This is a genomic window from Nocardioides sp. NPDC059952, assembly GCF_042730435.1.
Classification (GTDB): Bacteria; Actinomycetota; Actinomycetes; order Propionibacteriales; family Nocardioidaceae; genus Nocardioides.
Genome location: NZ_JBHWLY010000045.1, coordinates 1 through 25155 on the forward strand (window position 1 = coordinate 1; position 25155 = coordinate 25155).

Below are 25155 nucleotides of genomic sequence, written 5' to 3' on the forward strand. Positions count from 1 at the left end.
CCCGTGTGTGTGGGTTTCTAACACCCGCCCCGCTTGTACTCGTTTTTGGTCCCGCCCCCCCCGACTCGGCGTCATTTGCGTTTGCGGAAGATGAAGTACGCAGCGACGGCAAGCGCCACGAGCGCGGCCGGTCCCAGCGAACCGCCGGCGTCCGGGTCGCCGTCCTTGTTCTCGGCTTCGTCGTTACTCGCCGGATCGGCTTGGTCGGCCGTGTTCGGGTCAGCCGTCGGGGACGGCTCGTCGCCGAGCACCTCGCTCACCAGCTCGGGGTCGACCCGGATCACCTCGGCGCGGATGCCCTCGCTGGTCACGACCACCTCGCCCTTCGAGGTGACGCCGATGGCCTCGCCCTGCTCCTGGTCGGGGGTCCGGAACGAGCCCACCCGGTCCATCGAGGGCCAGTCGTAGATCGTGGCGGAGTAGTAACCGCGTACGACCAGGTGCTTGCCGTCGGGGAAGAAGGCGCCGTCGGTGGCCATCGGGATGACCGGGGCGACCTCCTTCAACCGGTTGGGCGCGTCGGGGTCGAGGCGCTTCGGCACGGCGTAGAGCCGCCCGCCTCCCCAGTCCTTCGTGGCGACGAACACGCGGCCGTCGGGGTGAGCCAGCAGGGACTCGGCGTTGTGCGGCCCGTCGGGATAGACGAGCTCGTAGACGGTCGGCGAGACCGTGCGCTCGCCCCGCCCGACACGCACCTTCGCGATCCTGATCGAGTCCCAGACGCTGTTGTTGTCACCGATGTCGCCGACCCAGACGTGGTTGCCGCCTGCGGGCGCGAGGCCTTCGACGTCGACCGGGTCAGCAGCCCAGTGAGTCACGCCGACCGTGTCACCTCGCGAGTCGACGGTGAAGACGCGTCCGCTGTCCCCGGAGTCATTCGTGGTGGCGTACAGACCTTTGCCGAGCGGCGTCAGCGCGCTGGCCTCGCTGATCGTCGGATCGGTGAACGCGAAGAGCACCTCGTCACCGGCCGCGCTCGCAGGCACGGACGTGAGCAGCACCAGTCCGAGCGCGCCCGCGGCGGCGACGACCGCTTTCATCGCCCGGAGAGCAGCTCGCCGAGCTTCGGACGTACGTTCCACTCGGCCACCAGCTCGTCGTACTCCTTCTTCACCGAGCCGCCCTTGACCGGCGAGCCGGTGCGGATCGCGCGGAGCATGGTGTTGCGCGGGGTGTGCTGGCTCTCCACGAACTGCACCACCTCGACGCGATAGCCCGCAAGACGCAGCAGCGACGCGCGCAGCGCGTCGGTCAACGTGTCGGCGAAGCGCTCACGGAGGATGCCGTGGCGGGTGAGCATGGAGTAGGGCGCCGGCGTCGGGGCCTTGCGGAGCTGGGCGGCGATGTCGTGGTGGCAGCATGGCGCGGCCAGCACCAGCGGGGCCTCCCACTCGATCGCGCGGGCGAGGGCGTCGTCGGTGGCGGTGTCGCAGGCGTGCAGAGCAAGCACCACGTCGGGCTTCTCGTCGAGCTGAACCCCGTCGATCGTCCCGGCCACGAACTCGGCCTTCACGCCGAGCTCGGCCGCGATCTTCGAGTTGTGCTCCCGCGACTGCTCCTTGACGTCGACACCGGTGACGACGACGGACAGCTCGCGGACCTCGGTGAGGTAGCGCTGGGCGGCGAAGGTCAGGTAGCCGTTGCCGGCACCCAGGTCGATGATGCGCAGTGGATCCTCGGCAGTCGGCTGTCGGACCTTGCCGGACTTCATCGCGTCGGTCAGGGCGGCGTCCAGCTGGCGCAGGAACTCCTCGACCTGGCGGTACTTCGCCTGGCGCGACGGCTTGAGCTTCCCGTCCTTGTCCGAGAGCCCGAGCACCCGAAAGACCGGGTCGGACTCCGGCAGCAGCCGCTCTTTTGCCTGGTCATGGCCTCGTTCGACCTCGACCGGCGCGGTCAGCTCCGTGGTCGAGACCAGCGCCGTCGTCGGCGACTTCGCCTGGATCTGGGTCTGCTCGGTCGCCGTCGTCACGATCCAGTTGGCGAACGGTTCATCGAGGAGATCGTCCAGTGCCGAACTATCTCCGACGGGATGATTCGCGGTGAACGCCTGGGTCGCGTCGTACGTCGTGATCTGCAGGTGTCGACCGGCCTTCAGGTCGACGTAGCGGATCTCGGCGCGACGCCACTTCGGCGTGCTGCCACGCTGCTTGCCCGACGCGACGGCCTTGACCAGCCGTTCGGGATCCAGGATCACCGATCGCATCCGGTTCAGCGCCCGCAGCAGCGGCTCGGACTCTCTGCTCAACTCAGCACCCCGGCAATGACGACCACCAGCAGAAGGGCGACCAGCGCGCCGGGAATGATCATTCGGCGGTAACGCGGGTTCACCGCTTCAGTCTAGGCGCGGGCCGGGCACCAACACCCATCCACGGTGTACGCCGGGGTGCCGTCACGCATGTAACACGTCGTTCGTAGGACTATCAGGTCGTTCCAATAGGGCGAGTAGTCCTACGAACAGCGTGTTACACAGAGCCTGCCGGCCCCGTCGCCGACTCAGACGCGCGAGGCGAAGAGCTCGGCGAGGTGCATGGTGGGCACCGAGGCGAGGTCGTCGAGCTGGACGCGACACGACATCCCGTCAGCCAGGACGACGGCGTCGGGGTGGGACCGGACGGCCGGGAGCAGGTGGGTCTCGGCCACCGCGACCGACACCTCGTAGTGCCCCTCCTCGACCCCGAAGTTGCCGGCGAGGCCGCAGCATCCGGAGACCCGGGTGACGTTCGCCCCAGCCTTCACGAGCAGCGCCTCGTCGGCCGCCCAGCCGAGGACGGCGTGCTGGTGGCAGTGCGGCTGCGCGACGACCTCGACGCCGGTCAGGTCGGGCAGGGTCACCCGCCCCTCGGCCACCAGACGGGTCACCAGTTCGGCGAACGTCAGCATCCCGTCACGCACGACCTCGGCCTCGGGCAGCGCGGAGAGCTCCACCGAATCCGACCGCAGCGTCGCGGTGCACGACGGCTCCAGGCCGACGACGGGGACGCCGGAGGCGACATAGGGCGCCAGCGTACGCACCGTCTTCTCCATGATCGCGCGCGCATCGTCGAGCTGGCCGGTGGTGATCCAGGTGAGCCCGCAGCAGGCCTTCTCGCCGATCACGCGAACGGTCAGGCCCTGCGACTCGAGCCAGGCGATCGCGCCATGACCGGACTGGGCGAAGAAGTGGTCGGTGAAGGAGTCGGCCCAGATCCACACGTCCGGGCTCTCGGGAAGCTTCGCGGTCGGCGCCGACCGCTTCAGCGTCTTCGGCGCGAACGCGGGGATCGAGCGCCGCTGGTCGATGCCGGCGGTCTTCTTGGCGATCTTGGCGAGCGGCGAGATCTTCAACGACGCGTTGGCCATCTGGGTGAACGGCGCCGCGAGCCGTGCCCACTTCGGCAGCTGCCCGAGAAGAGCGTGCGAGCGCGGCCGCCGCTCCCCGAGGACGTCGTGCTTCTGGTAGAGCGCCTCGGACTTGTACGTCGCCATGTCGATGCCCGTTGGGCAGTCGGACGCACACCCCTTGCAGGCCAGGCACAGGTCGAGCGCGTCGCCCACCGCGGGGTCGCCGAGCCCACCGACGAGCGACCCGTCGAGCGCCTCCTGCAGCACCCGCGCGCGTCCACGGGTCGAGTCCTTCTCCTCGCGGGTGGCGAGGTACGAGGGGCACATCACTCCGGCGGTCTTCGGGGCGACGCACTTGCCGACGCCGGTGCAGCGGTGCACGGCGGCACCCAGGTCACCATGATCGTGAACGAGCCGCAGGCCGGTCCGGGGAAGGGCACGGGGCCGCACCGGACGCAGGTCGTCGGTGATCGAGGCGGGCCGCACGATGTTGCCCGGGTTGAGCAGCTCCGAGGGGTCACAGATGCCCTTGACCTGCTCGAAGAGCTGGATGGAGGTGGCGTCGTACATGAGAGGCAGCAGCTCCGAGCGCACCCGCCCATCACCGTGCTCGCCCGACAGCGAGCCGCCATAGGTGACCAGCTGCGTGGCGCACGCGGTCATGAACTCCCGGAACACCTGCGCCGACTCCGGCGAGTCCGGGGCGAAGGGGAAGTCGATGCGGCAGTGGATGCAGCCGTCGCCGAAGTGACCGTAGGGATAGCCGTGCAGCCCGAAGTCCGAAAGGATCCCCTCGAAGTCCCGCAGCCAGGCACCGAGGTGCTCCGGCGGGACCGCGGCATCCTCCCAACCGGAGTGGGCCGGCGTAGGCAGCGAGACCCCGGCGAGACCCGCACCGTCCTCGCGGATCCGCCACAACGCAGCCGCCTCGGCCGGGTCCGACACCAGCCGAGACTCGAGCGCACCCGACTCCGCAGCAAGACGTTGCACCAGGTCAGGAGCATCCTGACCGGCGACCTCGACCATCAGCCAGCCGGCGCCCTTGGGGAGATCCGGCACCGGGCGGCCCTTGGCACGCACCAGGTCGGCGATCCGGGCATCCATCCCCTCGCACGCGATCAGCCGCCCCGGCGCCACCGCCAACAACGAAGGCACCGCGTCGGCCGCCTCCGCCATCGTCGGGTAACCGAGCACCAGCAGCAGCCGCCCGGGCGAGTCCTCGACGAGCCGCACGGTCGTCTCCAGGACGGTCGCCAGGGTGCCCTCGGTGCCGGCCAGGAACCGGTCGACCCGACCGCCCTTCTCGGGCAGCAGGTGCTCGAGCGAGTAGCCCGAGACCTGGCGGCCGAAGCGGCCGAACTCGGTGCGTACGTGCGCCAGGTGAGAACCCACGAGCGCCTGGAGCCGCTCCGCGGTCTCTCCCGAGGAGACTCCGTCCGCGTAGGCCGCCTGCTCGCCGTTGCCGAAGAGCACGGTCAGCGCCTCGATGTTGTCGACCGTGCGGCCGTAGCCCAGCGCACGGTTGCCGCAGGCGTTGTTGCCGATCATCCCGCCGATGGTGCAGCGGGTGTGCGTGGACGGGTCCGGGCCGAACCGCAGCCCGTGCGGGGCAGCCGCCCGCTGCAGGTCGGCGTGCACGACGCCCGGGTCGATCCGCGCGGTCCGCGCCTCGGGGTCGATCTCGTAGATGGTCCGCAGGTCCCGGGTGTCCACGACGATCCCGGACCCGACGGCGTTGCCGGCGATCGAGGTGCCCGCACCTCGCATCGTCACCGGCACCCCGGTCGCACGGGACACCGCGTGCACGGCGAGCAGCTCGTCGCGGGACTGCGGCCGTACGACGACGGAGGGCACGACCCGGTAGAGGCTCGCGTCGCTGGAGTAGAGCGCCCGGGCCAGCGGCGAGTCGTCGACCCGGCTGATCCCCTGGTTGCGCAGCTCATTCGCCAGATCCGAGGCAGTCGCATTCACTCGCTCATTGTCACAGACCGCCAGGTCACCACCGGCCAGCGCCCATCGCCGGCGACCACAACCCGAACCCGTCTCACTACCCGATATTGGACTCTCATATAATGGGACGGCCCGCGAGAGCGCGGGCACTTCCAGACCTCGGAGAGAGACCATGTCCGCCACCCCCGCACCGGCCAACCCGCGCTCCCGCGTGCTCGTCGCCAGTCTCATCGGGACGACGATCGAGTTCTACGACTTCTACGCGTACGCGACCGCAGCCGTCCTCGTCTTCCCCGCCCTCTTCTTCCCGGCCGGCGACCCGACCACCGCGCTCCTGGCGAGCTTCGCCGTCTTCGGCGCGGCGATGGTCGCCCGCCCGATCGGCGCGATCTTCTTCGGTCATCTCGGCGACCGCCTCGGCCGCAAGACGACGCTGGTGATCTCGCTGCTCACCATGGGCATCGCGACCTTCCTGATCGGTGCGCTCCCGACGTACGAGACCGTCGGCTGGGTCGCCACCGCGCTGCTCGTGCTGATGCGCCTGGCCCAGGGCTTCGCGCTCGGCGGCGAGTGGAGCGGTGCCGCCCTGGTCGCCACCGAGAACGCTCCCGAGGGCAAGCGCGCGATCTACGGTACGTTCCCGCAGCTCGGCGCGCCGCTGGGCTTCATCCTCTCCAACGGCCTGTTCCTGGCGATCGCCGCGCTGCTCTCCGCCGGGGGTGCCGACCCGACCAAGCCGTCGGACGCCTTCCTGGCCTGGGGCTGGCGAGTGCCGTTCCTCTTCTCGGCGGTCATGGTCATCGTCGGCCTGTGGGTCCGGCTGCGTCTGGTCGAGAGCGACGTGTTCACCAAGAGCCAGGATGCCGGCCTGGTCCGCAAGGTCCCGCTGGCCTCGGTCGTGCGCAACCAGGGCAAGCAGCTGGTCCTCGGCACCTTCTTCATGCTGGCGACGTACGTCCTCTTCTACCTGATGACCGCGTTCTCGCTGTCGTTCGGCACCGCCGCCACGGACCTCCCGGTGCCCGGCCTCGGCTACGGCTACACGTCCTTCGTGCTGATGCTGATCTTCGGCGTGATCTTCTTCGGCATCTTCACCATGGTCTCCGGGCCGCTGGCCGAGCGCTTCGGCCGCCGCCGGCTGCTGATCGCGGTCACCCTCGGGATCATCGTCTTCGGCCTGGCCTGGGTGCCGCTGGTCAACGCCGGCACCGTCGGCGTGATCCTCTGGCTGGTCCTCGGCTTCTCCCTGATGGGCCTCACCTTCGGCCCGATGGGCGCGCTGCTGCCGGAGCTGTTCCCGACCAGCGTGCGCTACACCGGCTCCGGCATCTCCTACAACGTCGCCTCGATCCTCGGCGCCGCGGTGGCGCCGTTCATCGCGGTCGCGCTGTGGAAGCAGGCCGACGGCTCGCCCGTCCTGGTCGGCGTCTACCTCTCCGTGATGGCAGTGATCACCCTGATCTCGCTGCTGATCGGCAAGGAGACCAAGGACGTGGCGCTCGAGGAGACCCCGGAGAAGGCCACTGTCTGAGGGACTAGCGTGGCGGGGTGACCGTCAGGATCCTCTCCGCCACAGACATACGCAGCATCTTCAGGCCCCGCCTCGCGCTGGAGTCCCAGCGCGAGGCATTCACCCGACTCGGAGCCGGGGAGGCCGTCCAGCCTCCCCGGCTGCTCGTCCCGGGGCCGGACTCGTCGGTCTCCTTCTGCTACTCCTCGCGGATCGCCCCCGACGCCCCCGCGGTGAGCAAGTTCGGCAGCGTCAACCCGGTCAACGCCACCCGTGGCCTGGGTGCCGTCCACTCGGTCATCACGGTCCTCGACGCCGAGACCGGCGCACCGCGCGCGATCATCAACGGCGACAGCGTCACCGAGCTGCGCACCTCGGCCGCGACCACCCTCGCCATGGAGCAGGTCGCGCCGTCCGCCGTGAACGTGCTCGTCGTCGGCACCGGCGCCCAGGCCCGCGCCCACCTCGCAGCCTTCGCGGTGACCCACCCCTCCGCCGACCTACAGGTCTTCGGCCGGAACCCGGCCGCCGCCGCCGAGATCGCCGCCGAGCGCGGTGCCACGGCGACGTCAGACCTGGAACAGGCCGTACGCAGCGCCGACATCGTCGTCCTCTGCACCTCGTCCCTCACCCCGGTGATCGAGGACACCTGGGTCACCGACGGCACCACCGTGGCCAGCGTCGGCTCCTTCGCCCCCGACCGTGTCGAGCTGCCGCCGTCCCTGCTGGCCCGCTCCAAGGCGGTCGTCGACTACCGCCCTTCCGCGCTGACTGACTCCGGCCCCGTCGTCGAGGCCATCGCCTCCGGTTCGGTCGACCCGGACCAGATCCTCGACCTCGGCTCGCTCCTGACCGGCACAGCCACTCTCGATCGCGGCGAGACGGACGTCATCACCTACCTCTCCGTGGGCGTCGGCGTCCAGGACGCCGCCGCAGCGGCAGTGATCCTGGCCGCCGCCGAGGAGCGCGACGCCGGCACCCGAGCGGACCTGGGCTAGGAACCCGCCAGACCCACGCCGAGTCGGCTCATCCTGACCCGCCCATACGCCGAGTCGGCTCGTTAGAACGAGCCGACTCGGCGATCTTCAGGCAGTCTTCTTCTCGGCGTCGAGGGCCGCGGTGACGACGTCGAGGAGCGGGAGGCTCACCAGCTCGTCACGGGTCACCCAACGTACGTCGTCGGTGGTGCCGTTCTGCTCGACCACCGTGGGGCTCGCACCGTCGGCGACCGTCGCGGCGAAGATCAGGTGGACGCCGTGGAACTCCTCGTGACGACCGCTGGGGGCCGTGCCGGTGATGTTCACGTCGTGCACATCGAGCACTGCGCCGACCTCGCAGCTGAGGCCGCACTCCTCGACCACCTCGCGCTTCAGCGCCTCGCGCGGCTGCTCGCCGAAGTCGACGCCGCCACCGGGCAGCGTCCAGGTGCCCGAGTGATAGCCGAGCGGCGAGATCCTGGTGAGCAGGATCGCGTCGTCGGAGGGGCGGGTGATGAAGGCGTACGCGGCGAGCCGCTGCATCCGCGTCGGCTTGTGCACGTCGAGAGCATCGGTGACCAGCGGGGACGTCGGGATCTCGCCACTCGTCACGGCCGCCAGCGGCAGCCAGGCCGCCTCCGCGGTGGACCCGTCGACCTCCATCGTCTGCGGTTCGGGAGCGTCGTGGGGCACCCAGCCGTCATAGACGATCCGGATCGCGTGGGAGTTGACCCGTCGACCCAGCCGCCAGGCCTTGGCCTGGTGGACGGAGTAGACCCGTGCCTCGATACCGACCTCGACCGGCACCCCGGCCTCTTCGTAGACCTCGCGCACGACCGCGTCGCGGGGGTCCTCGCCGTGGTCGATGCCACCGCCGGGCAGCGTCCACCGCTCCTCCGGCGTGACCTTCTCCGAGAGCCGACTGAGCAGGATCTCCGGCTCGGCGGCCGCACCGGCCCGGATGATGACGGCGTACGCCCCCACCCGCTGCACCTTCGGAAGCTTGCGTCGCCGCCCACCGCGGCCCCGATTCCGCGTCGCCATCAGCTGAACGGGGGTCGGGAGTCGAGAGCCAACGAGCGGCGACCGGCCCAGCGCCACACCTTGGCGGCCCGGTCACGGTCCTCGTCGGTGACCAGGTTGCCCATCCACCGCAGGGCCAGCGTCATCAACCAGTCGGAGCGCATTCCCGCAGGTCCGAGGGTGGATACCAGACGGGGACGGGTCGCGATGCCGGCCAGACGGCGGGCGATGGAGAAGGCCTCGCCGTAGTGCTCGCGCAGGGTCGCCGGCCAGGCGGTGGCCAGGTCCTCCCCCGCGATCAGCGCGTCGGCGACCATCCGCCCGGTCTCCAGGCCGTAGTCGATCCCCTCGCCGTTGAGCGGGTTCACGCACCCGGCGGCGTCGCCGATCAGGGCCCAGTTGGCGCCGGCGACACCAGAGACCGCACCGCCCATCGGGAGCAGCGCGGACTTCTCCGCCCGCAGCTCACCCGTGAGCCCGAACTCCTCGCGACACTGCTCGGTGTAGTGCCTCATCAGCGGTTTGATCGCGACGTCCGCAGGTCGCTTGGAGGTGGCCAGCGCACCGGCGCCGATGTTCACCTCGCCGGATCCGAGCGGGAAGATCCAGCCGTAGCCGGGCAGCGCCTCACCGGACTCGTCGCGCAGCTCGAGGTGCGAGGAGATCCACTCGTCGTCGGCCTGGTCGGAGGCGATGTAGGCCCGTCCGGCGACGCCGTAGACGGTGTCGCGGTGCCACTCCCGGCCGAGGACCTTGCCCAGCGGCGAGCGCACCCCGTCGGCCACCACGACCGACCGGCAGGCAACCTCACGGCCGCCCTCGAAGACGACCGCGGCGATCCGCTCTCCGTCCCACCGAACGTCGACCGCGCGCACGCCGTCGACAGCGGTCGCGCCGGACTTGATCGCCACCGTGCGCAGGTGGTCGTCGAGCTCGGTGCGCGGCACCGCGGAGCCCCAGGACGGCAGCGTTCCACCGGGCCAGGGCAGGTGCAGCGTCTGCGCGAAGCCGTGCGCCCGCAGGCCCTTCGAGACCGGGTGCGCACGCAGCCAGTCCTCCAGCCCGAGCCGGACCAGCTCGTGGGTCGCGCGCGGGGTCAGCCCGTCACCGCAGGTCTTGTCACGCGGGAAGACGGCCGCGTCCGTCAGCAGGACATCGACCCCGGCGCGCGCCAGCCAGGCCGCCGCGGCAGAGCCCGCTGGGCCGGCCCCGACGACGAGCACGTCAGCTGACTGCGGAAGGGACGAGGTCATGCGCATATCTTCCCAGAACCGGCCAACGGCCCGCGAAAGAACCCTCACCTCTGACCGAAGCGGGCCTCTGCTAACTTATTGCAAGTTCTTCGCATTAGTCCCGAAGCAGTCTCGGAAGGCCCCCACGTGCACGACCCCCTCGGCGTACGTCGCCGCCGTCGGCGCGCCGTCGCCTGGCTCCTGGGCCTCCTCGCCGCCACCGTGGTGACGGTCGTGGTCGCGGTCGGCCTGGGCGCTGCGTACGTCACTCCAGGGACCGTCGCGCAGATCCTCGGCCACCACCTCCTCGGCCTGCCCGAGGCCGGCTGGAAGGCCACCGAGGAGGCGATCGTGTGGAAGGTACGCCTCCCCCGCGTGCTCCTCGGCGCCCTGGTCGGAGCGGGCCTGGCCGTCACCGGCATGGCGCTGCAGGCCATGGTCCGCAACATGCTCGCCGATCCCTACCTGCTCGGGATCAACTCCGGCGCCTCCAGCGGCGCGGCCGCGGCGATCCTGTTCGGCGCGGGCACGGGCCTGGGGGCGTACGCCCTGCCCGGCTCCGCCTTCCTCGGCGCCCTCGCGGCGTCGTTCCTGGTGTTCGCGCTCGCCCGCAGCGGCGGCCGGGTCACCTCGCTGCGACTGCTGCTCTCCGGCGTCGCGGTCGGCTACCTGCTCTACGGCCTGACCAGCTTCCTGATCTTCGCCTCGGGCTCTGCCGAGGGTGCGCGGTCGGTGATGTTCTGGCTGCTCGGCTCCCTCGGCCTGGCCCAGTGGGACGGCCTGCTCGCCGTCGTGGCCGTCGCCGTGCTCGCCACCATCACCCTGCTGACCCTGTCCGGTCGCGGTCTCGACGCGCTCGCGATCGGCGACGAGACCGCCCACACCCTCGGCATCTCCCCCGACCGCTTCCGCACCCTGCTGCTGGTCATCGTGGCGCTGACCGTCGGCGTCGTCGTCTCGGCAGCCGGAAGCATCGGCTTCGTCGGCCTGGTCGTGCCGCACCTGGCCCGCCGTGCCGTCGGATCCGCCCACTCCGTCGCGATCCCGGCCGCCGCCTTCATGGGCGCGATCCTGCTGGTCTGGGCCGACGTGCTCGCCCGCGTGCTCCTCCAGCCCCAGGAGATCCCGATCGGGATCGTCACCGCGCTCCTGGGCGCCCCGTTCCTCATCGTCCTCATCCGGCGCTTCTCGGCGCGCGACGTCTGACCCATCAGGAGCCCCACGAATGATCCGCCCCATGATCGCCACCGCAGCCCTCGTGCTGGCCACGACCACCGCCTGCGGCGCCGACGCCACCGGTGCCAAGGCCACCGCGGACGGCTTCCCGGTCACCATCGAGAACTGCGGTGCCGAGGTCACCTTCGACGCGCCGCCGGAGCGCGTCGTGATGCTGAAGAGCTCCGCCGTCCCCTATCTGCACGCGCTCGGCGTGATGGACCAGGTCGCGGCCAGGGCCGGCGAGTACCCCGCCGACTACTACGACGCCGAGACCCAGGCCGAGCTCGACGACATCCCGCTGCTCACCGACGAGATGGACACCAGCGGCCACCTGCAGATCTCCAAGGAGATCGTGATCGCCGAGGAGCCCGACCTGGTCCTCGGCGAGGTCGACAACCTCTCCCGGGACACGCTCGACGCCGTCGACATCAGCCTCCTCGAGGAGCCGGCGATGTGCCCCGAAGGTGTCGAGGACCCCGGTTTCGATGACGTCTACAGCCAGCTCGAGGCCTACGGCAGAGTCTTCGACAAGAAGGACGAAGCCGCCCAGGCTGTCGCTGACCTGCGCAAACGCGTCACCGCGCTTGAGACGAAGAAGGTCGGGAAGGGACGTACGGCAGCGGTTCTCTACCCCACCGTCGGCGGCGGCGTCACCTACGCCTACGGCACCAAGTCGATGGCCCACCCGCAGCTGGAGGCGGCCGGGTTCGAGGACGTCTTCGCCGACGTCGACGAGCGGGTCTTCGAGGTCTCGACCGAGGATCTCCTCGAGCGCGACCCCGACGTGATCATCCTGCTCCACAACGCCGGCGACCCCGAGGCGGTCGAGGAGTCGATCACCCAGCTCGCCGGCGCCGAGGACCTCACCGCGGTCAGGAACGGCGACGTGATGGCACAGCTGTTCAACTTCACCGAGCCGCCCTCGGCCCTCTCCGTCGACGGCCTCGAGCGGATCATCGACAGGTTCGCCAAGTGATCGAGGCCGTCGGCCTGTCCTGGACGTACGGCACCACGAGCATCCTCGAGGACGTCGACGTCGCCTCCCACGAGAGCCGGGTGCTGGGCCTGATCGGCCCGAACGGGAGCGGCAAGACCACCCTGCTTCGTCTGCTCTACGGCGCCCTTCGCGGCAGCGGCACCGTCGAGATCGACGGCGACGACCTCGCCACCCTCCCCGCCAAGCAGGTCGCCCGGCGCCTGGCGGTCGTGGTCCAGGAGTCCGGCACCGACACTGCCCTCACCGCCGGCGAGATGGTGCTGCTGGGACGTACGCCGCATCTGTCCGCCTTCGCCAGGGCCGGCGAGCACGACCTGGCGATCGCCGCGGAGTGCCTGGAGCGGGTCGGCGGGACCCACCTCGGCCCGCGCTCCTTCGCCGCTCTCTCCGGGGGCGAGCGGCAGCGGGTGCTGATCGCCCGGGCGCTGGCGCAGGAGGCGACCCACCTGCTCCTCGATGAGCCGACGAACCACCTCGACATCCGCTACCAGCACGAGATCCTGTCCCTGGTGCGGAAGCTCGGGACGACGGCGATCGTCGTGCTCCACGACCTCAACCTGGCGGCCCGCTACTGCGACGACCTGGTGCTGCTCGACCGGCGCCGCGTCGCCGCGCGCGGCACCGTCGACGAGGTGCTCCGCCCCGAGATCCTGGAGCCGGTCTACGGTATCGGCATCGAGCGGCTCGAGCTGCGCGAGGAGATCCACCTCCTCTTCCGCCCCGCGACCTGACCCCGCCTCAGAGCTCTGGGTCTGCCTCGACCCTGGTCTCAGGTGCGGCCTCGTCGTCCGGGTCGACGCCGGGAAGGTGCGCCTCCCAGAGCTCGACGTCCATCACGTAGAGCCGCAGCGACGCCTCGCCGCGCAGCTGCTCCGGCTTGAACGCCCGAGCGGTCCCGACCAGCCGGTGGAACGCCACCTCGCAGCGTTTCTCGAGCTCGAAGTCGGGCACCTGACGCGCCATCCCGGTGACGTACGCAGCGCTCGCCCCGGACCCCGGCAGCACCGAGGAATCGAAGATGACTCCGGCCACGCGTGGGTCGCGGACGATGTTGCGGGAGTGCTGCGCATCGGGTGCCGAGACCCAGTAGAGGTCTCGGTAGCCGTCGTGGGAGAAGTAGACCGGCGAGGTGCGCGGGCGCCCGTCGGGATCCGAGGTCGCCAGCACCAGGTAGGCGACCCCATCGACGATCCCACGGACGTGTCTGTCCAGATCAGCTGCCATACCCCAGAGGGTAGGCCACTTCCTCAGTGCTGACCTGCGTATATACGCGGCAACTTGTAGCCGTGCTCGGCCAGCACCTCCCGCAGCGGATGGCCGCTAGTGGAACGCGTGATGAGACAAGAGCGACACGTTCTTGTCCGCACACCCGGTCGTCTGGTGCCGGACGAACTGGGAGTCGTAGGAGTCCGGCACGTAGATCCGGAACCCGTCCACCTCGGTCGGCCTGCAGGCCGAGGCCGGGTAGTTCTCGGCCGTCGACTCGGAGACCTCGCTGACCGCCACCTGACCCGGCTTCATGATCACCGTGCGCCACTTGCCCTCACGCGCCGCGGGCGCGCCGACCTGGGTGCCGTCGTCGCCCCCGACGTACGAGAGCCCGCCGAAGCCACCGAGGGCACACGCTTGGTCGGAGACGTTGGTCAGCGTGATCTCGCCGAACCGTGAGCCCGCACCCGAGTCGGTCGCGCGATAGCCGGCCTTCAGGTCGGCATTGGCACACTTCGGCGTCACCGGATCCGCCGGCGCAGGGTCGGAAGACTCAGTCCTCACCGGCGAACCCCCCGTGGCCGCCGGTGAGGACTGAGTCGGGGACGATGCCGTGCTGCTCGCTTGGGAGGGGTCCGCGGTCCCGGAGGCAGATGGTGACGCGTCGACCGCCCCGTCCGTCGTCGACGCACAACCTCCCGCCGCGAGCACGCCGAGGATCCCGAGACCGACCATCATCAGCCGCATGTGCCGCATCGTCGCTCCTCGAGTAGCAGACAATTCATCGTCCCACCCCTGAGACGTGCGGGCGTCCCGGTCCGTTGCATCTCGTTTCGAGATTTCTTCAGACCCTGCTGTCGTACGCCGTCCGAGCAGCGTCGACCTCCGGCATGTGCTCCTCGGCCCAGGTCTTGAGGTGGCCGATGACCGGGAGCAGCGTCTGGCCGAGCGGGGTGAGCTCGTAGTCGGTCCGCACCGGCACCGACGGGGTCACCGTGCGGGTCAGCAGACCGTCGCGCTCCATCTTCCGCAGCGACTGGGTCAGCATCTTCTGGCTGACCCCCTCGATCTGCGAGGCCAGCTCCGAATACCTCAGCGGGCCACGGAGCCCCAGCGCCACGATCGCCAGGCTCACCCACTTGTCACCGATCGTGTCCAGGAGCCGCCGGCTCGGACACAGCGCCGAGAACGCGTCGAATCCTCTGTGCTCGTATCCCCCGGGCCGCTCGGCCGTCGTCGTCCCCATGGCAGACCTCCAGGTGCGTACGCCACTTCAAAGTGCCTTCTTCCCAAAAGAGAGTAGGGCACCGAAAGTAGTACACGCAAGCACGCCAACCACCGCGAAGGACGAACCCCATGCACGCACTCATCTCCCGCGCCGACGACCCGACCCCGCGCCTCGAGGAGCTCCCGTCCCAGCAGCTCGGCGCCAACGAGATCCGGGTCGAGGTGGCCGCGGCCGGCTTCACCCTCTTCGACGCCTTCGTCGCCGGCGACCACGCAGCCATCGGACTCCCCGATGTGATCGGCCTCGGCTTCGACTTCAGCGGCGTGGTCACCGAGGTCGGCGAGGCGGCGGCGACCTTCGCTGTGGGTGACCGGGTCGCCGGGTTCCACGGCAACCCGGCCGCCGGCGCTCGCGCCCACGCGACCGAGGTCGTGCTCCTCGCTTCCGACGCTGCGCCCATACCCGACGGGCTGACCCTCGAGGCGGCCGCCGCGGCGCCGCTCAACGCGCTCACCGCCCGCCAGGCGCTCGACCTGCTCGGCGGCGAGCGCGGCAGCCTTCTCGTCAGCGGTGCCGCCGGCGGCGTCGGCCTCTGGGCGCTCGCCTTGGCCAAAGCCGACGGTTGGACGGTCGACGCGCTGGTACGCCCCGGCACCGAGCACCTCGCCACCGGCGCGGACCACACGGTCAGCGAGATCGAGCCGGGCGCCCACGACGCCGTCCTCGACCTCGCGGCCCTCAACGAACCCGCCCTGGCAGGCGTACGCGACAACGGCCGCTACGTCAGCGTCAAGCCCGGCCGTGCCCCGGAGCCGGAGCGCGGGATCGAGGTCTCGACCGTGATGAGCCACGCCGACGGACCGGTCCTGGCCGGGCTCCTCCAGCTGGCCGCCGACGGCACCGTGCCGACGCGGATCGCCGCGACCCGGCCGCTGAGCAAGGCCGCCGAGGCCTACCAGGAGGCCGTGGCGGCACCCGGCTCCGACGGCCGCTGGCTGCTCGTGCCCTGAGGGCGTACGAAATGGCGAAAGCCCCGCCTCCCGAGGGAGGCGGGGCCTTCGTCTGACTACTGGATCACGACTGGTACGAACCAAAGTCGAAGTCGTCCAGCGCGACGGCCTGGCCGCCGGTGTTGCCGAACTCGTAGTCGTAGTTGTCGTAACCGGTCACGGAGTACGCCGCGGCGCGAGCCTCATCGGTCGGCTCGACCTTGATGTTCCGGTAGCGCTCCAGGCCGGTGCCGGCCGGGATGAGCTTACCGATGATGACGTTCTCCTTCAGACCGCGCAGCGAGTCGGAGCGGCCGTTGATGGCAGCGTCGGTGAGGACGCGGGTGGTCTCCTGGAAGGAGGCCGCCGACAGCCAGGACTCGGTGGCCAGCGAGGCCTTGGTGATGCCCATCAGCTCCGGACGACCCGAGGCCGGCTTGCCGCCCTCGGAGACCACGCGCCGGTTCTCCGACTCGAAGTCGATACGGTCGGCCAGGTCGGACGGCAGCAGGTTGGTGTCACCGGACTCGAGCACCGTGATCCGGCGCAGCATCTGCCGCACGATGATCTCGATGTGCTTGTCGTGGATGGACACACCCTGGGACCGGTAGACCTGCTGGACCTCGTCGACGAGGTGCTGCTGGGTCTTGCGGACACCGAGGATACGGAGGACCTCCTTGGGGTCCGGCGTACCGATGGTCAGCGGAGCGCCGACCTCGATGTGGTCACCGTCGGCAACCCGCAGACGCGAGCGGCGCGACACCACGTACTCCTTGACCTCGGAGCCGTCGTCCGGGGTGACCAGGACCTTGCGGGCCTTGTCGGTCTCCTCGATCTCGACGCGACCGGCGACCTCGGAGATCGGCGTGACACCCTTCGGCGTACGCGCCTCGAAGAGCTCGACGACACGCGGCAGACCCTGCGTGATGTCGTCGGCCGAGGCCACACCACCGGTGTGGAACGTACGCATGGTCAGCTGGGTGCCGGGCTCACCGATGGACTGGGCGGCGATGATGCCGACCGCCTCACCGATGTCGACGAGCTTGCCGGTGGCCAGCGAGCGGCCGTAGCACTTGGCACACGTACCGGTGCGGGCCTCACAGGTGAGGACCGAACGGACCTTGACCTCGGTGATGCCGGCGCGAACCAGCTCCTCGATCTTGACGTCGCCCAGGTCCTCACCGGCGACCGCGAGAACCTCGCCGGTCGACGGGTGCTCGATGTCGACAGCGGCCGTGCGAGCGTACGCAGCGGTCTCGGCGTTGTCGTCCTTGACGACGGTGCCGCCCTGGTCGACTCCGATGACCTTCGGCAGACCGCGCTCGGTGCCGCAGTCGTCCTCACGGATGATGACGTCCTGCGAGACGTCCACCAGACGACGGGTCAGGTAACCCGAGTCGGCGGTACGCAGCGCGGTGTCGGCCAGACCCTTACGAGCACCGTGGGTGGAGATGAAGTACTCCAGGACGGAGAGACCCTCGCGGAAGTTCGACTTGATCGGCCGCGGGATGATCTCGCCCTTCGGGTTGGCCACCAGGCCTCGCATGGCGCCGACCTGGCGGATCTGGTTGAAGTTACCCGAAGCACCCGAGGTGACCTGCATGAAGATCGGGTTCTTGCGGTCGAACGCCGCCTCCATGGCAGCACCGACGACCTTGGCGGCCTCGGTCCAGATCTCGACGAGCTCCTGACGGCGCTCCTCGTCGGTGACCAGACCACGCTCGAACTGCTTCTGCACCTTGGCGGCCTGGGCCTCGAAGGTCTCCAGGATCTCGGCCTTGTTCGGCGGCGTGGTGACGTCGTCGATGGAGACCGTGACACCCGAACGGGTGGCCCAGTGGAAGCCGTTGTCCTTGAGCGCGTCCAGCGACGCCGCGACCTCGACCTTGGTGTAACGCTCGGCCAGGTCGTTGATGATCGCGCCGAGCTGCTTCTTACCGACCTCGTAGTTCACGAAGGGGTAGTCGGCGGGGAGGGTGTCGTTGAAGATCACCCGGCCCAGCGTGGTCTCGACCACCAGCGGGTCGCCCGCGGTCCAGCCCTCTGGCACGTCGTAGCCGATCGGCGGGACGATGTCGTCGAGGCGGATCTTGATCTTCGACTGCAGCGTGATCTCGAGGTGGTCGAAGGCCATGATGGCCTCGGCCGGGGACGAGAAGGCACGGCCCTCCCCGACCTCACCCTCGCGGTCGGAGGTGATGAAGTAGAGACCGATGATCATGTCCTGGGTCGGCATGGTGACCGGACGACCGTCGGACGGCTTGAGGATGTTGTTGGTCGAGAGCATCAGGATGCGAGCCTCGGCCTGGGCCTCCGCCGACAGCGGCAGGTGGACGGCCATCTGGTCACCGTCGAAGTCCGCGTTGAACGCGGTGCAGACGAGCGGGTGCAGCTGGATGGCCTTACCCTCGATCAGCTGCGGCTCGAAGGCCTGGATGCCGAGGCGGTGCAGGGTGGGCGCACGGTTCAGCAGAACCGGGTGCTCGGTGATGACCTCTTCGAGGACGTCCCACACGACCGGGCGGGCACGCTCGACCATCCGCTTGGCGGACTTGATGTTCTGAGCGTGGCTCAGATCCACCAGGCGCTTCATCACGAACGGCTTGAAGAGCTCCAGGGCCATCTGCTTCGGCAGACCGCACTGGTGCAGCTTCAGCTGCGGACCAGAGACGATGACCGAACGGCCGGAGTAGTCGACGCGCTTACCGAGCAGGTTCTGACGGAAGCGACCCTGCTTGCCCTTGAGCATGTCGGAGAGCGACTTCAGCGGACGGTTGCCCGGCCCGGTGACCGGGCGGCCACGACGGCCGTTGTCGAACAGCGAGTCGACGGCCTCCTGGAGCATCCGCTTCTCGTTGTTGACGATGATCTCCGGAGCACCGAGGTCGAGCAGGCGCTTGAGTCGGTTGTTCCGGTTGATCACGCGACGGTAGAGGTCGTTCAGGTCCGAGGTGGCGAAGCGGCCACCGTCGAGCTGGACCATCGGGCGCAGGTCCGGCGGGATGACCGGGACGGCGTCGAGCACCATGCCGACCGGCTGGTTGCCGGTCTTGCGGAAGGCGTCGACGACCTTGAGGCGCTTGAGCGCGCGGACCTTGCGCTGACCCTTGCCGGTGGCGATGGTCTCGCGCAGGTTCTCGACCTCGGCCTCGATGTCGAAGTCCTGGAGGCGCTTCTGGATCGCCGTGGCGCCCATGTGGCCCTCGAAGTACTTCCCGAACCAGGTCTTCATCTCGCGGTAGAGCAGCTCGTCGCCCATGAGGTCCTGGACCTTCAGGCTCTTGAAGGTGTCCCAGACCTCGTCGAGACGGTTGACCTCACGCTCGGTGCGGTCGCGCAGCTGCTTCATCTCGCGCTCGGCGCCGTCCTTGACCTTGCGCTTGGCGTCGGACTTGGCGCCCTCTGCCTCGAGCGCGGCCAGGTCGGTCTCGAGCTTCTTGGCGCGGTCGTTGATCGCGACGTCGAGCCGGCCGGTGAGCATCTTGCGCTGCTGGTCGACCTTGGCCTCGAGCGAGGACAGGTCGCGGTGACGCGCGTCCTCGTCGACCGAGGTGATCATGTACGCAGCGAAGTAGATGACCTTCTCCAGGTCCTTCGGAGCGAGGTCGAGCAGGTAGCCCAGCCGCGACGGAACGCCCTTGAAGTACCAGATGTGGGTCACCGGAGCGGCGAGCTCGATGTGGCCCATCCGCTCGCGGCGTACCTTGGAGCGGGTGACCTCGACGCCACAGCGCTCGCAGATGATGCCCTTGAAGCGCACGCGCTTGTACTTGCCGCAGTAGCACTCCCAGTCCCGGGTGGGACCGAAGATCTTCTCGCAGAAGAGGCCGTCACGCTCGGGCTTGAGCGTGCGGTAGTTGATGGTCTCAGGCTTCTTGACCTCGCCGTGGCTCCACGCGCGGATCTCGTCCGCGGTGGCCAGGCCGATCTTGAGCTGATCGAAGAAGTTGACGTCGAGCACGGTGGCTTCCAGTTCCTTCGTTAGTTCTTGGAAAGTTCAAAGGGGACTGAGGGAGGGGAGGTACGCCCGGAGGCGCACCTCCCGCTCGTCAGACTTCCTCTACGGAAGAGGGCTCGCGACGGGAGAGGTCGATGCCGAGCTCCTCGGCGGCGCGGAAGACGTCTTCCTCCGCGTCACGGAGCTCGATCGCCGAACCGTCCTGGCTCAGCACCTCGACGTTCAGGCACAGCGACTGCATCTCCTTGACGAGAACCTTGAACGACTCCGGGATACCCGAGTCGGGGATGTTCTCGCCCTTGACGATCGCCTCGTACACCTTCACACGGCCGGGCACGTCGTCCGACTTGATGGTGAGGAGCTCCTGCAGGGCGTAGGCGGCGCCGTACGCCTCCATCGCCCAGACCTCCATCTCACCGAAGCGCTGGCCACCGAACTGGGCCTTACCGCCGAGCGGCTGCTGGGTGATCATCGAGTACGGACCGGTCGAACGCGCGTGGATCTTGTCGTCGACCAGGTGGTGCAGCTTGAGGATGTACATGTAGCCCACGGCCACCGGCTCCGGGAACGGCTCGCCGGAGCGACCGTCGAAGAGGCGGGCCTTGCCGTCGGTGCCGACCACACGCCGACCGTCCCGGTTGGGGAGGGTCGCGCTGAGCAGACCGGTGATCTCGTCCTCACGCGCGCCGTCGAAGACCGGAGTGGCCACCTTGGTGCCCGGGTCGGCCTTGTCGGCGTGGATCTTGATGAGGCGCTGCTTCCAGGCGCTGTCCTCGGGGTCCTCGGAGAGGTTGAGGTCCCAGCCCTGCTTGGCGAGCCAGCCGAGGTGGAGCTCCAGGACCTGTCCGATGTTCATACGACGCGGAACACCGAGCGGGTTGAGCAGAACGTCGACCGGGGTGCCGTCCTCCATGAACGGCATGTCCTCGACCGGCAGGATCTTCGCGATGACGCCCTTGTTGCCGTGACGGCCGGCGAGCTTGTCACCCACGGAGATCTTGCGCTTCTGCGCCACGTAGACGCGGACCAGCTGGTTCACGCCCGGGGGCAGCTCGTCGCCCTCCTCACGGTCGAAGACGCGGACACCGATGACGGTGCCCTCCTCGCCGTGCGGAACCTTCATCGAGGTGTCGCGGACCTCGCGCGCCTTCTCACCGAAGATCGCGCGGAGCAGACGCTCCTCCGGGGTCAGCTCGGTCTCGCCCTTCGGGGTGACCTTGCCGACCAGGATGTCACCGGTGGTGACCTCGGCGCCGATGCGGATGATGCCGCGCTCGTCGAGGTCGGCCAGCATCTCCTCGGAGACGTTCGGGATGTCCCGGGTGATCTCCTCCGGACCCAGCTTGGTGTCGCGGGCGTCGACCTCGTGCTCCTCGATGTGGATCGAGGTGAGGTAGTCCTGCTGCACCAGACGCTGGGAGAGGATGATCGCGTCCTCGTAGTTGTGGCCCTGCCACGACTGGAAGGCGACCAGAAGGTTGGCACCCAGCGCCATCTCGGCACCCTGGGTCGCCGGACCGTCGGCCAGCGGGGAGCCGACCTCGACCCGGGCGCCCTCGTCGACCAGCGGCTGCTGGTTGACGCAGTTGCCCTGGTTGGAGCGCTCGAACTTCGCGAGCTTGTAGGAGGTGTAGGTGCCGTCGTCGTTGAGGGTCTCGATCAGGTCGGAGGAGACCTCCTTGACCACACCGGCCTTCTTCGCGACGAGCACGTCACCGGCGTCGACAGCAGCGCGGTACTCGATGCCCGTGCCGACCAGCGGCGAGTCGCTGCGGACCAGCGGCACCGCCTGACGCTGCATGTTGGCGCCCATGAGCGCACGGTTGGCGTCGTCGTGCTCGAGGAACGGGATCAGCGCGGTCGCGACCGACACCATCTGGCGCGGCGAGACGTCGATGTAGTCGACCTCGTCCGCCAGGAGCTCGGAGACCTCACCGTCGCGCTGGCGGACCAGCACGCGCTCGGTCGCGAACTTCATGTTCTCGTCGACGGCCGCGTTGGCCTGCGCGATGACGTAGCGGTCCTCGTCGTCGGCGGTCAGGTAGTCGATCCGGTCGGTGACGACACCGTTCTCGACCTTGCGGTAGGGCGTCTCGACGAAGCCGAACGGGTTGATCCGTCCGAAGGACGCCAGCGAGCCGATCAGACCGATGTTCGGACCTTCAGGGGTCTCGATCGGACACATCCGGCCGTAGTGCGACGGGTGGACGTCTCGGACCTCCATGCCGGCGCGGTCACGGGAGAGACCACCCGGGCCGAGAGCCGACAGACGCCGCTTGTGCGTCAGGCCCGCGAGCGGGTTGTTCTGGTCCATGAACTGCGACAGCTGCGAGGTGCCGAAGAACTCCTTCAGCGCAGCGACCACGGGACGGATGTTGATCAGGGACTGCGGCGTGATCGCCTCGACGTCCTGGGTCGTCATCCGCTCGCGCACGACGCGCTCCATACGAGCCAGGCCCGTACGCAGCTGGTTCTGGATCAGCTCGCCGACCGTCCGCATCCGGCGGTTGCCGAAGTGGTCGATGTCGTCGGCGGCGATGTCGATCGTGCCCTGCGGCATGTCGAGCTGGGCGCGCCCGTCGTGCAGCGCCACGACGTACTTGATCGTCGCGACGATGTCGTCGACGGTCAGCGTCTGCTGGTCGAAGGCCTCGGTCAGACCGAGCTTCTTGTTGACCTTGTAGCGACCGACCTTGGCGGTGTCATAGCGCTTCGGGTTGAAGTAGTAGTTGTTCAGCAGCGTCTGCGCGGCCTCACGCGTGGGGGGCTCGCCCGGGCGCAGCTTGCGGTAGATGTCGAGCAGCGCGTCGTCCTGAGCGGTGGTGCTGTCCTTCTCGAGGGTCAGCATCATCGACTCGTACTCGCCGAACTCCTCGCGGATCTGCTCGTTGGTCCAGCCGAGGGCCTTGAGCAGCACGGTGACGTTCTGCTTGCGCTTGCGGTCGAGGCGGACGCCGACCAGGTCGCGCTTGTCGATCTCGAACTCGAGCCAGGCGCCGCGGCTCGGGATCAGCTTGGCGGTGTAGATGTCCTTGTCGGACGTCTTGTCGGCGGTGCGCTCGAAGTAGACGCCCGGGGACCGGACGAGCTGCGAGACGACAACACGCTCGGTGCCGTTGATGACGAAGGTGCCCTGTTCGGTCATGAGCGGGAAGTCGCCCATGAAGACCGTCTGGCCCTTGATCTCACCGGTGTCGTTGTTGGTGAACTCCGCCGAGACATAGAGAGGCGCGGAGTAGGTGAAGTCCTTCTCCTTGCACTCCTCGACGGTGTACTTGGGGTCGTAGAAGACAGGGCTCTCGAACGAGAGGGACATCGTCTCCGAGAAGTCCTCGATCGGGGAGATCTCCTCGAAGATCTCCTGCAGACCGGACTTGTGAGACACGTCCTCACCCGCTGCTTCGCGGGTGGCGACCTGCTCCTGCCAGCGCTCGTTACCGATCAGCCAGTCGAAGCTGTCGGTCTGGAGGGCGAGGAGCTTGGGAAGCTCGAGAGGCTCTGAGATCTTAGCGAAAGAGATGCGGCGTCGGGTGGAGTCACCCGACGAGGTGCGCGCGGCCAAGAGGAATCCTTCGACAAGGTTCGCAGGTGGATTCGCGCTGCCGACCACCGATCAGCCACCGGGCAGGCTGAGAGGCATATGAAGGCATGCGCAAAGCGCCATAGTACGGCACAAAAGCGCACTTCACAACACCGGGCCCAATTAAAAGTCCGGCGTACCTTCATTCACACCTGCGGCACTCGAACCTCGGCGTTGTCGCTGCAGTGCCATTGTCGAGCATCGCGGATGATCATGCGCCCCATCGGCACCCCGGGTCAAGCATCCGCGCCAATCGGTCCGACTCACGGAAATGTTATTCCAATCACTTGACAGGTAGCGCAAAGCCTGGGGGACCCGGTCCTGACCGGTCCTAGTCCTTGCTGGGCTGCGTCTCGAGCTTGTCGACCAGCCACTCGTCGCCGACCTTGGCCATGGTGAGCATGGCGTACTCCTGATAGCCGATGGGCGTCGTCTGCTGAGCGTTCGTGACCTGACGGTCGACCAGCACCAGCACCTGCACCGCGTCCTCGGAGACCCGGATGACGCCGGCGTCGACCGGCTTCAGCGTCTTCACCACGGTCTTGGTCTCGGGAACGTTGTCGACGAGCACGGCGAAGATGCGGTCGTAGTCCTTCTTCTCGCTCGAGGTCATCACCTCGTGCGCCGCGGCCTGCGACTCATCCATCTTGCTGTAGTCGTAGGAGAGCAGCGGCACGGCCGCCTTCTTGGCCGCCTCCAGCGCCGCTGCCCCGTGCTCCTCGACGAGCAGCTTGTGGTTGCGGCTGATCTCCTTGCCCACCGCCCCCTCGACGACGCTGGTGGTGACGTTGTTGTTGGCGACGGTCGTCACCTTCTCCTGCCCGAAGAAGACCACACCGGCCCCGACGACCGCGGCCAGGGCCAGGACCCCCGCCGCCACCAGGCTCCAGGTCGGGAGCAGCGGCAGCGTACGTCCGCCGACCTCCTCCACAGCAGCCTCGTCGGCCTCGTCGGCCTCGTCGGTGTCGCCGACAGGCTCGTCGCCGGGTTCCTCGTCCTCGACAGCCGGCGTCGCCTCGGCCGCGGCATCCCCGGCCTCGTCCTCGGATTCGGCCTCGTCGGACTCAGCCTGCTGCGTCGCCAGTTCCGCGTCGTACGCAGCCCGCTTCTGCTCGTCCAGCAGGACGGCAGCGGCCTCGTTGCGCGTGCGGAAGCGGCGGTCGGTGGGGTCCAGGTCGGCGATCGCGGCCTTCCAGGCCGCTCGGATCTCGTCGGTGGTGGCATCGGGCTCGACGTCGAGCAGGTCGTACCAGGTCGGGCTGGTCATCGCGGAACTCATGGGGTCGCCCCTTCGCTGCTCTCGGCGGTCGGTGTCTCTTCGGCGGGGTACCAGTCGTCGACGAGCCACTTCCCGTCCTGCTTGATCAGCTCGACCTCGGTGCGGGAGAGCTGGCGGGCCGCGTCGACCCGCTCCTCGGAGCCCTCGGACTTCGGATAGCTGATCGCGATCTCGGCCACGACCAGCACGGTCGCGCTGTCCTCGTCGAGACCCGCGACGGCGGCGCTGTGCACGTCGACGGTGCGGTCGACGCTGGTCTGGACGACGGTGGCCTCGGCGAAGGCGACGTTGCCGAGGAACTCCTTCTCGAACTTCGGGGTGAGCAGCTCACCGACCCGCGAGCGATACTCCGGCATCGTCTTCTTGTCGCTGCCGACGTCGTCGGGGCCGTAGGTGTTGACCTGCTCGACGAACTTGTCGGCCGCCGACATCGCCTGCTCCCGCTGGGTCACCACCGAGTCCTCGGCCCCGCGGGTCAGCTGCCAGCCGATGTAGCCGGCCGCCGCGAGGACGATCGCGATCAGCAGGACCAGGACGCCGATGCGGAGCAGCGCGCCCCGTTGGGGCGTTGCCTGGTCGGTCTCGGTGCCCGTGTCAGGGCCGGGGTCGGTTGTGGTGCTCAAAGCGGATCACTCTCTGTGGTCAGCGGCTCCAGGAGCCATTTCCAAGCGTCATCACCGT

18 protein-coding genes are annotated in these 25155 nt (G+C 68.9%); 6 read left to right on the forward strand and 12 right to left on the reverse strand.

The features are described 5' to 3' along the window. Window positions 1-71 precede the first annotated feature (71 nt). The 3 genes from ACFV9G_RS19480 to ACFV9G_RS19490 form a co-directional block, all read right to left on the reverse strand. Window positions 72-1040, reverse strand: coding sequence for a hypothetical protein (locus ACFV9G_RS19480; protein ID WP_378729168.1), 969 nt, complete (start codon window positions 1038-1040; stop codon window positions 72-74). Further along, window positions 1037-2248, reverse strand: a complete 1212-nt coding sequence (locus tag ACFV9G_RS19485) for a class I SAM-dependent methyltransferase (RefSeq protein WP_378729169.1) — start codon at window positions 2246-2248, stop codon at window positions 1037-1039. Before ACFV9G_RS19485 ends, ACFV9G_RS19480 begins: the two co-directional genes overlap by 4 nt. Before the next feature lie 248 nt (window positions 2249-2496). Beyond that, complete coding sequence (locus ACFV9G_RS19490; RefSeq protein WP_378729170.1) at window positions 2497-5295, reverse strand: FAD-binding and (Fe-S)-binding domain-containing protein; 2799 nt, start codon at window positions 5293-5295, stop codon at window positions 2497-2499. A gap of 151 nt (window positions 5296-5446) precedes the next feature. Between ACFV9G_RS19490 and ACFV9G_RS19495 the strand changes: the two genes are divergently transcribed. Both ACFV9G_RS19495 and ACFV9G_RS19500 read left to right on the forward strand, forming a co-directional pair. Beyond that, window positions 5447-6805: an MFS transporter gene (locus ACFV9G_RS19495; protein ID WP_378729171.1), complete on the forward strand. Its 1359-nt coding sequence runs from the start codon at window positions 5447-5449 to the stop codon at window positions 6803-6805. 17 nt (window positions 6806-6822) lie between these two features. Beyond that, window positions 6823-7782 carry an ornithine cyclodeaminase family protein gene (locus tag ACFV9G_RS19500; RefSeq protein ID WP_378729172.1) on the forward strand — a complete coding sequence of 320 codons (960 nt, stop codon included), beginning with the start codon at window positions 6823-6825 and terminating at the stop codon, window positions 7780-7782. An 87-nt stretch (window positions 7783-7869) separates the two neighbouring features. Here ACFV9G_RS19500 and ACFV9G_RS19505 read toward each other — a convergent pair whose 3' ends face one another. Beyond that, entirely contained in the window at window positions 7870-8745 is an 876-nt protein-coding gene (locus ACFV9G_RS19505; protein WP_378729174.1) for an NUDIX domain-containing protein, read from the reverse strand. Between the two features lie 59 nt (window positions 8746-8804). Continuing rightward, on the reverse strand, window positions 8805-10037 hold the full coding sequence (locus ACFV9G_RS19510) for a geranylgeranyl reductase family protein (protein ID WP_378729176.1): 1233 nt from the start codon (window positions 10035-10037) through the stop codon (window positions 8805-8807). 126 nt (window positions 10038-10163) lie between these two features. Between ACFV9G_RS19510 and ACFV9G_RS19515 the strand changes: the two genes are divergently transcribed. From ACFV9G_RS19515 to ACFV9G_RS19525, 3 genes are read left to right on the forward strand one after another with little or no spacing between them, the layout of a single operon-like run. Beyond that, window positions 10164-11222, forward strand: a complete 1059-nt coding sequence (locus ACFV9G_RS19515; protein WP_378729177.1) for a FecCD family ABC transporter permease — start codon at window positions 10164-10166, stop codon at window positions 11220-11222. A gap of 19 nt (window positions 11223-11241) precedes the next feature. Next, on the forward strand, window positions 11242-12210 hold the full coding sequence (locus ACFV9G_RS19520; RefSeq protein WP_378729178.1) for an ABC transporter substrate-binding protein: 969 nt from the start codon (window positions 11242-11244) through the stop codon (window positions 12208-12210). Further along, window positions 12207-12962 (forward strand): ABC transporter ATP-binding protein, encoded by a 756-nt coding sequence (locus ACFV9G_RS19525; protein ID WP_378729179.1) that lies wholly within the window; start codon window positions 12207-12209, stop codon window positions 12960-12962. Before ACFV9G_RS19520 ends, ACFV9G_RS19525 begins: the two co-directional genes overlap by 4 nt. 7 nt (window positions 12963-12969) lie before the next feature. Here the strand turns inward: ACFV9G_RS19525 and ACFV9G_RS19530 are convergent, their stop codons facing one another. The 3 genes from ACFV9G_RS19530 to ACFV9G_RS19540 all read right to left on the reverse strand — a co-directional run bounded on the left by ACFV9G_RS19530 (window position 12970) and on the right by ACFV9G_RS19540 (window position 14686). Beyond that, on the reverse strand, window positions 12970-13455 hold the full coding sequence (locus ACFV9G_RS19530; RefSeq protein WP_378729180.1) for a pyridoxamine 5'-phosphate oxidase family protein: 486 nt from the start codon (window positions 13453-13455) through the stop codon (window positions 12970-12972). A gap of 96 nt (window positions 13456-13551) precedes the next feature. Beyond that, complete coding sequence (locus tag ACFV9G_RS19535; RefSeq protein ID WP_378729181.1) at window positions 13552-14004, reverse strand: DUF4232 domain-containing protein; 453 nt, start codon at window positions 14002-14004, stop codon at window positions 13552-13554. A gap of 280 nt (window positions 14005-14284) precedes the next feature. After that, window positions 14285-14686, reverse strand: a complete 402-nt coding sequence (locus ACFV9G_RS19540) for a winged helix-turn-helix transcriptional regulator (protein WP_378729182.1) — start codon at window positions 14684-14686, stop codon at window positions 14285-14287. Window positions 14687-14796: 110 nt separating this feature from the next. Between ACFV9G_RS19540 and ACFV9G_RS19545 the strand changes: the two genes are divergently transcribed. Then, entirely contained in the window at window positions 14797-15678 is an 882-nt protein-coding gene (locus ACFV9G_RS19545; RefSeq protein ID WP_378729183.1) for an alcohol dehydrogenase catalytic domain-containing protein, read from the forward strand. A 64-nt stretch (window positions 15679-15742) separates the two neighbouring features. On the opposite strand, the gene ACFV9G_RS19550 is transcribed toward ACFV9G_RS19545, so the two are convergent. From ACFV9G_RS19550 to ACFV9G_RS19565, 4 genes are all read right to left on the reverse strand, one after another. Next, the gene (locus ACFV9G_RS19550) at window positions 15743-19618 is read right to left on the reverse strand and encodes a DNA-directed RNA polymerase subunit beta' (protein ID WP_378729184.1); all 3876 of its coding nucleotides are present in this window, start codon (window positions 19616-19618) and stop codon (window positions 15743-15745) included. Window positions 19619-19706: 88 nt separating this feature from the next. Further along, a complete protein-coding gene (rpoB, locus tag ACFV9G_RS19555; protein WP_378729185.1) occupies window positions 19707-23177 on the reverse strand; it encodes a DNA-directed RNA polymerase subunit beta in 3471 nt (1156 codons plus the stop codon). A gap of 349 nt (window positions 23178-23526) precedes the next feature. Beyond that, window positions 23527-24474, reverse strand: coding sequence for a J domain-containing protein (locus tag ACFV9G_RS19560; protein ID WP_378729186.1), 948 nt, complete (start codon window positions 24472-24474; stop codon window positions 23527-23529). Then, window positions 24471-25097 (reverse strand): hypothetical protein, encoded by a 627-nt coding sequence (locus ACFV9G_RS19565; RefSeq protein ID WP_378729187.1) that lies wholly within the window; start codon window positions 25095-25097, stop codon window positions 24471-24473. Before ACFV9G_RS19565 ends, ACFV9G_RS19560 begins: the two co-directional genes overlap by 4 nt. Window positions 25098-25155: the final 58 nt, after the last annotated feature.